6 protein-coding genes and 1 pseudogene are annotated in these 6,288 nt (G+C 64.2%); 3 read left to right on the forward strand and 4 right to left on the reverse strand.

What is annotated here, in order from left to right; genetic code table 11:
* The 3 genes and pseudogenes from PHX69_RS14720 to PHX69_RS14730 form a co-directional block, all read right to left on the reverse strand.
* Positions 1–110 (reverse strand): annotated as a pseudogene (locus tag PHX69_RS14720) (YkgJ family cysteine cluster protein); the annotation flags it as partial.
* Positions 111–167: 57 nt separating this feature from the next.
* The gene (gene argF / locus PHX69_RS14725; RefSeq protein ID WP_119012962.1) at positions 168–1,088 is read right to left on the reverse strand and encodes an ornithine carbamoyltransferase; all 921 of its coding nucleotides are present in this window, start codon (positions 1,086–1,088) and stop codon (positions 168–170) included.
* A gap of 23 nt (positions 1,089–1,111) precedes the next feature.
* On the reverse strand, positions 1,112–2,308 hold the full coding sequence (locus PHX69_RS14730; RefSeq protein WP_288044685.1) for an aspartate aminotransferase family protein: 1,197 nt from the start codon (positions 2,306–2,308) through the stop codon (positions 1,112–1,114).
* A gap of 254 nt (positions 2,309–2,562) precedes the next feature.
* Between PHX69_RS14730 and PHX69_RS14735 the strand changes: the two genes are divergently transcribed.
* A complete protein-coding gene (locus PHX69_RS14735) occupies positions 2,563–2,889 on the forward strand; it encodes a DUF3579 domain-containing protein (protein ID WP_119012964.1) in 327 nt (108 codons plus the stop codon).
* Positions 2,890–3,113: 224 nt separating this feature from the next.
* Here PHX69_RS14735 and rpsT read toward each other — a convergent pair whose 3' ends face one another.
* The gene (gene rpsT / locus PHX69_RS14740; protein WP_119012965.1) at positions 3,114–3,413 is read right to left on the reverse strand and encodes a 30S ribosomal protein S20; all 300 of its coding nucleotides are present in this window, start codon (positions 3,411–3,413) and stop codon (positions 3,114–3,116) included.
* Between the two features lie 95 nt (positions 3,414–3,508).
* Here rpsT and murJ point away from each other — a divergent pair, with 95 nt between their 5' ends.
* Positions 3,509–5,074, forward strand: a complete 1,566-nt coding sequence (gene murJ, locus PHX69_RS14745) for a murein biosynthesis integral membrane protein MurJ (RefSeq protein WP_119013015.1) — start codon at positions 3,509–3,511, stop codon at positions 5,072–5,074.
* A 48-nt stretch (positions 5,075–5,122) separates the two neighbouring features.
* Positions 5,123–5,977 (forward strand): SirB1 family protein, encoded by an 855-nt coding sequence (locus PHX69_RS14750; protein WP_288044690.1) that lies wholly within the window; start codon positions 5,123–5,125, stop codon positions 5,975–5,977.
* Positions 5,978–6,288: the final 311 nt, after the last annotated feature.

The following is a 6,288-nucleotide window of genomic DNA, read 5'->3' on the forward strand; positions in this document are numbered from 1 at the left end:
TCGGCCAGCCCGCAGGGCACGCGCCCGCCGCAGCCCTCCAGCTCCTGCACGGCAAAGTCAACACGAAAACTGGCGCAGCAGGCGCCGCAGGTCAGGCAGGGGTGGGTCATGGGGACAAAAAAGCGGCCGAAGCCGCTGTGTGGGGGAGTGGAAGGGGCGCTGGTGGCTTATGCCTGCCGACCCAGCAGCAAATATTCCATGAGTGCCTTTTGCACGTGCATTCTGTTTTCTGCCTCGTCCCAGACCACCGATTGCGGGCCGTCGATCACGTCGGCCTCGACTTCTTCGCCCCGGTGGGCAGGCAGGCAGTGCATGAACAGGGCGTCGCTCTGCGCCACGGCCATCATCTCGGCGTCCACGCACCAGTCGGCAAAAGCCTGTTTGCGCGCTTCGTTCTCGGCCTCGTAGCCCATGCTCGTCCACACATCCGTGGTGACCAGATCGGCGCCCCGGCAGGCGTCCAGCGGATTGCTGAAAAATTGATAGCTGCTCGCGCAGGCCCCGCCTGCCCCAACGGCCAATTTCTCATCTACTTCGTAGCCGCGCGGTGTGCTCACATGCACCTTGAAGCCCAGCAGCTGCGCCGCCTGCAACCAGGTGTTGGCCATGTTGTTGCCGTCGCCCACCCAGGCCACCGTTTTGCCCGCGATGGAGCCCCGGTGCTCGATGAAGGTGAAGATGTCGGCCAGGATCTGGCAGGGGTGGAACTCGTTGGTCAGCCCGTTGATGACGGGCACGCGCGAGTCGGCGGCAAAGCGCTCGATTTTGGTTTGCTCGTAGGTGCGGATCATCACCAAGTCGACCATGCGGCTGATGACTTTGGCACTGTCTTCAATGGGTTCGGCGCGGCCCAGTTGGCTGTCGCCGGTGGTCAGGTGTACCACGCTGCCGCCGAGCTGGTACATGCCGGCCTCAAAGCTGACGCGGGTGCGGGTGCTGGCTTTTTCGAAAATCATGGCCAGCGTGCGGTCGGCCAGCGTGTGGTGCTTGTCGTACGCCTTGAACTTTTTCTTGATGACCGCAGCGCGCGCAAACAGGTAGGCGTATTCGTCGGCGCTGAGGTCGTTGAACTGCAGGTAGTGTTTCATCGTGGGTGTCTCGTGGGACGGGGTCATTCCGCCAGGAAAGCTTGCACCAGCGGCGCCAGCAGGGCGACGATCTCGTCGGCCTCGGCGGTGGTCAGGATCAGCGGCGGCACCAGGCGGATCACGCTGTCGGCAGTGACGCTGATGAGCAAGCCCGCATCGGCTGCGCGGCCCACCAGCACGCCGCAGGGCGTGGTCAGCTCCACGCCCAGCATCAGGCCCTGGCCGCGCACTTCCTTCACGCCCGGCAGGCTGCCCAGCGCGCTTTGCAGTGCGGCTTTGAGGTGCGCACCCACGGTGGCGGCGTTGGCCAGCAGACCGTCTTCTTCCATGATGCGGATGGTTTCCACGCCCGCCCGCATGGCCAGCGCATTGCCGCCAAAGGTGGAGCCATGGTTGCCCGGTTGCAGCACGGTGGCGGCCTTGGGGCCCGCTACCACGGCGCCAATCGGCACGCCCGAGCCCAGGCCCTTGGCCAGTGGCATCACGTCGGGCACGATGCCCGCCCACTGGTGGGCAAACCATTTGCCTGTGCGGCCCATGCCGCACTGCACCTCGTCAATCATCATCAGCCAGCCGCGCTCATCGCACAGCTGGCGCAGCTGCTGCAAATACTCGATGCGCATGGGGTTGATGCCGCCTTCGCCCTGGATGGTCTCGAAGAACACGGCGACCACATTGGGGTTGTCCTCGGTGGCTTGGCGGATGGCCTCGATGTTGTTCACTGGCACGCGGATGAAGCCTTCGACCAGCGGGCCAAAGCCGGTGTGGATTTTGGGGTTGCCGGTGGCCGACATGGTGGCAATTGAGCGGCCATGGAAGGCTTTTTCATAGACCACGATTTCGGGCTTGGCGATGCCCTTGTCCACACCGAATTTGCGGGCGATTTTCAATGCTGCCTCGTTGGCTTCCAGCCCCGAGTTGCAGAAAAACACGTTCTGCATGCCCGACAGTTCCACCAGCTTGGCGGCCAGCTGTTCCTGGCCAGGCACGTGGTAGTAGTTGGAGGTGTGGATCAGCTTGCTGAGCTGGTCTTGCAGCGCGGGCACCAGCCGGGGGTGGTTGTGCCCCAGGGTGTTGACGGCGATGCCGCCCAGTGCATCCAGGTACTGCTTGCCGTTGACATCCCAGACGCGGCTGCCCTGACCACGCTCCAGTGCAATCGGCACGCGGCCATAGGTGTTCATCACGTGGGGCGAGGCGGCCTCAATGAAAGCGGTCATGCAGCTATTCTCCAGACGGGGCAATGGCGGGCTACCAGCGTACCAACACGTGCAGCCCTGAAAAAAGGAAAACAGATTCTAGTGGCGTGAAGCGACTGCCTGGAGCGGATGGGGCGGTGATGCGCGCATCTGCTGCGGCCCGCATCCTGCGGGAACATAACTCTTATCTCTTATATAAGAGTTAGAATAGCCTGCTGCGGCGCAACAAGCAGTGATCCTGCGCAGACCGTCCCACTACCCTTCCCTCTACCCAGATGGCGCATCCTTCCACCTCTGAAGTTTTTATCCAGGGCATCACGCACGGCGGAAAAACCTTTCGTCCCAGCGACTGGGCCGAGCGGCTGGCAGGCGTCATGAGCAGCTTTCGCCCCGGTGGCGTGCGCCCTGGCAGCCATCTGAGCTATTCGCCCTGGTGTATTCCGAAGGTGATCAATGGTGTCAAGTGTGTGGTGGTCAACCGTGCATTGCAAGGCCATGAGCCCATGGCCTGGGACTTCGTGATGAACTTTGCCCGCGATAACGACCTGCAAGTGGTCGAAGCTTGTTTGCTGCCCGACGTGGCCGCGCCCGCACAGCGCTGAATACCGCCCGCTGCCCATAGAGCGCAGGGCCTGCAATCCAACAGCCTCTGGAGTGTCAACGCCGGCGCAGCGCAGGCTGGAGCGGCCTTGGTTTGTGCCCGAAGCAGCAGCCTGCCATCCACAACAAAAAAGCCGTCTTGCGACGGCTTTTTGCTTTTGCTGGCAGCGCACCCGTTACAAACGGCGAGCGGCCGGGGCCACTCGGGCTGTTTGCCTGAAGAGGGTCAGGCGGCCAGTGCCAGGGCTTTGACCTTGGCGGACAGACGGCTCTTGTCGCGAGCGGCCTTGTTCTTGTGGAAGATGCCCTTGTCGGCCACGTTGTCCACCACGGATTGCATCTTGGCGAACAGTTCAGCAGCCTTGGTCTTGTCGCCGCTCAGAACAGCCTTTTCGACGTTCTTGACAGCGGTGCGGTATTTGGAACGCAGCGAGGTGTTGGCTGCGTTGAGCTTGATGTCCTGGCGGACGCGTTTGCGGCCCGATGCCAGGCGGGGGTTCTTTTTCTTGGGTTTAGCGGATGCCATAGTGTGTATTCCTTGTGTTCGAGGATGATGCCAGCAAAGCCCACGATTGTAGCGCAGCGCGCTGTGCGGGCCGTGCAGCGCATACACTCGGCGCCGTGTCACTGCTCAAAGCTGCCTCCACCGTCTCCTTGCTGACCCTGGCGTCCCGCGTCACGGGCCTGGCACGCGACCTGATCATGGCCTCGATGTTTGGCGCCAGCGCGCTCACCGATGCCTTCAACGTCGCGTTTCGCATTCCCAACCTGTTTCGGCGGCTGTTTGCCGAAGGCGCTTTCAGCCAGGCCTTTGTGCCGGTGCTGGCGGCCGCCAAGGCGCAGCACGGCGAGGAGGCCACGCGCGCGCTCATCCACCATGTAGCCACTGCGCTGGCCTGGGCGCTGGTGCTGACCTGCGTGCTCGGGGTGGCGGGGGCGCCCGTGCTGGTGTGGATGCTGGCCAGCGGCCTGCGCCAAAGCGGCGAAGGCTTTGAGGCCGCCGTGCTGATGACGCGCTGGATGTTTCCGTACATCGGCTTCATGTCGATGGTGGCGCTGTCGGCGGGGGTACTCAACACCTGGAAGCGCTTTGCCCTGCCTGCGGCCACACCCGTGCTGCTGAACCTGTGCATGATTGCCGCCGCCTGGTGGGGCGCGCCGCTGCTGGCCGCGCGCGGTATCGAGCCCATTTACGCCATGGCCGGTGGCGTGATGGCCGGTGGCGTGCTGCAACTGGCGGTGCAGGTGCCCGCTTTGCACCGCCTGGGCTTGCTGCCGCGCATCGGCCTGACTTGGGGCGCTTTGCGCACGGCCTGGCAAGACGCCAGCGTGCGCCGCATTCTGGGCCTGATGGCGCCCGCGCTGCTGGGCGTGGGGGTGGCGCAAATCTCGCTGATGATCAACACGCAGATCGCCTCGTACCTGGCGCCAGGCAGCGTCACCTGGCTGTTTTATGCCGACCGGCTGATGGAGTTTCCGACCGCGCTGCTGGGCGTGGCCCTGGGTGTGGTACTGACGCCGCAGCTGGCTGCGGCCAAGGCGGCGGGCGATGCGCAGAAGTATTCGGCCATGCTGGATTGGGGTCTGCGCATCGTGGTGCTGCTGGCGCTGCCCTGCGCCGTGGGCCTGCTCGCGTTTGCCCAGCCGCTGGTGGCCACGTTGTTCCACTACGGCGCTTTGAAGGCCAGCGATGTGCAGCAAATTGCCCTGGCGTTGGCCGGTTACGGCGCCGGGCTGCTGGGGCTGGTGGCCATCAAGGTGCTGGCGCCGGGCTACTACGCCAGCCAGGACATTCGCACGCCCGTCAAGATTGCCGTGGTGGTGCTGGTGATTACGCAACTGCTCAACATCGCCCTGGTGCCCTGGCTGGCCCATGCCGGGCTGGCGCTGTCGATTGGCCTGGGCGCACTGGTCAACGCGCTGTGGCTGCTGATCGGCCTGCGCCGGCGCGGCAGCTACCAGCCCCGGCCCGGCTGGTGGCGCTACGGCTTGCAGGTGAGCACGGCCAGCGCGCTGCTGGCGTCGTTTTTGCTGTGGGCCGACCGGCACTTTGCCTGGATTGCCTTGGGCGCCCACGGCCTGCAACGCGCCGCGCTGTTGGCCGCGCTGCTGTGCGCTGCAGCCGTGCTGTACTTTGCCGTGCTGTGGGCTACCGGCCTGAAGCTGCGCGAAACGCTGCGCCGCTGAAGCTCCGCGCCCTTGACGCCTGGCGGCTGCCCCTTTACAACCCCTGTCATGTTGCCCCGCTACACCGCACCCACGCCGCTGGAATACTTTGCCTCGCTGGTGCACAGCGACGCCGAGTTTGCGCTGCTGGAGGCGGCTGCCAGCATCGCCCAGGATGAATACCCCGAGCTGGATGTGCAGCAGCTGCTGTACGACATGGACAGCTTGCAGGCGCGCCTGCAACGGCGCATCGCCGCCGATGCCCCCTCGCTGCAACGCCTGCAAGTGTTGAACCAGTTTTTCTTTGGTGACCTGGGTTTTGCAGGCAACATCAACCACTACGACGATCCGGAAAACAGCTATTTGCACACCGTGCTGCACACCCGCCGGGGCATTCCCGTGACGCTGGGGCTGTTGTGGATGGAGCTGGCGCAGGGTGTGGGCTTGCAGGCGCGCGGCGTGGCGTTTCCGGGGCACTTCATGGTCAAGGCGCTGCTGCCCAAGGGGCAGGTGGTGATAGACCCGTTCACCGGGCAGTCGCTGTCGCGGGAAGATTTGTCAGAGCGGCTGGCGCCTTACCAGCGCAGCAGTGGCCTGAGCGAGGGCGATGTGTCGCTGGGGTTGTACCTGCAAGCGGCCAAGCCGCGCGAGATCATTGCGCGCGTGCTGCGCAATCTGAAAGAGCTCTACCAGGCGCAGCAAGACTGGCCACGGCTGATTGCCGTCCAGAACCGCCTGGTGGTGCTGTTGCCGCTGGCCTGGAGCGAATGGCGTGACCGGGGCCTGGCGCACGCCGAAAGCGGCCATGCCGATCAGGCCATCCCCGACCTGGAGATGTACCTGGCGCATGCCCCCACCAGCCAGGATGCCCATGCTGTCCGTGCGCGCCTGCAAGCGCTGCGCCGCGCCCGTGGTTCCTTGTGAAAAAAGCCGATGGCCAGGGCGTGGGCGTGTTCTGAATACCCCTTGGATAGCGCAAAAATAACAGTAAAAACCGGCTCCAGAGCTTGCGTGGTAAGCGCCTATTGCTATTAAATAAATAGCAAAATACGCGCTTGCCCGGAAACTGCTAAGGTGTCCAGCTGTTCTCTTGCCAAGGGCGTTTCGTGGTTCGCAGCGCCCTTCATACCATGCCGCGTCGCTCTGCCTTGTTCTCGCTGTCTGCGCTCACACGGGCCTACCAGCGCAATCTCAAGACCCTGGCCCGCGTTACCCGGCCCGCCCGCGCCCAAGCC

Origin of the sequence: Simplicispira sp. (assembly GCF_028687295.1) — a bacterium.
Classification (GTDB): domain Bacteria; phylum Pseudomonadota; class Gammaproteobacteria; order Burkholderiales; family Burkholderiaceae_C; genus Simplicispira; species Simplicispira metamorpha.

Excerpts from the sequence above, each read along its gene's own strand:
- PHX69_RS14730 (WP_288044685.1), bottom strand. The coding sequence starts at position 2,308 with ATGACCGCTTTCATTGAGGCCGCCTCGCCCCACGTGATGAACACCTAT.
- rpsT (WP_119012965.1), bottom strand. The coding sequence starts at position 3,413 with ATGGCATCCGCTAAACCCAAGAAAAAGAACCCCCGCCTGGCATCGGGC.
- PHX69_RS14750 (WP_288044690.1), top strand. The coding sequence starts at position 5,123 with ATGTTGCCCCGCTACACCGCACCCACGCCGCTGGAATACTTTGCCTCG.
- PHX69_RS14735 (WP_119012964.1), top strand. The coding sequence starts at position 2,563 with ATGGCGCATCCTTCCACCTCTGAAGTTTTTATCCAGGGCATCACGCAC.
- argF (WP_119012962.1), bottom strand. The coding sequence starts at position 1,088 with ATGAAACACTACCTGCAGTTCAACGACCTCAGCGCCGACGAATACGCC.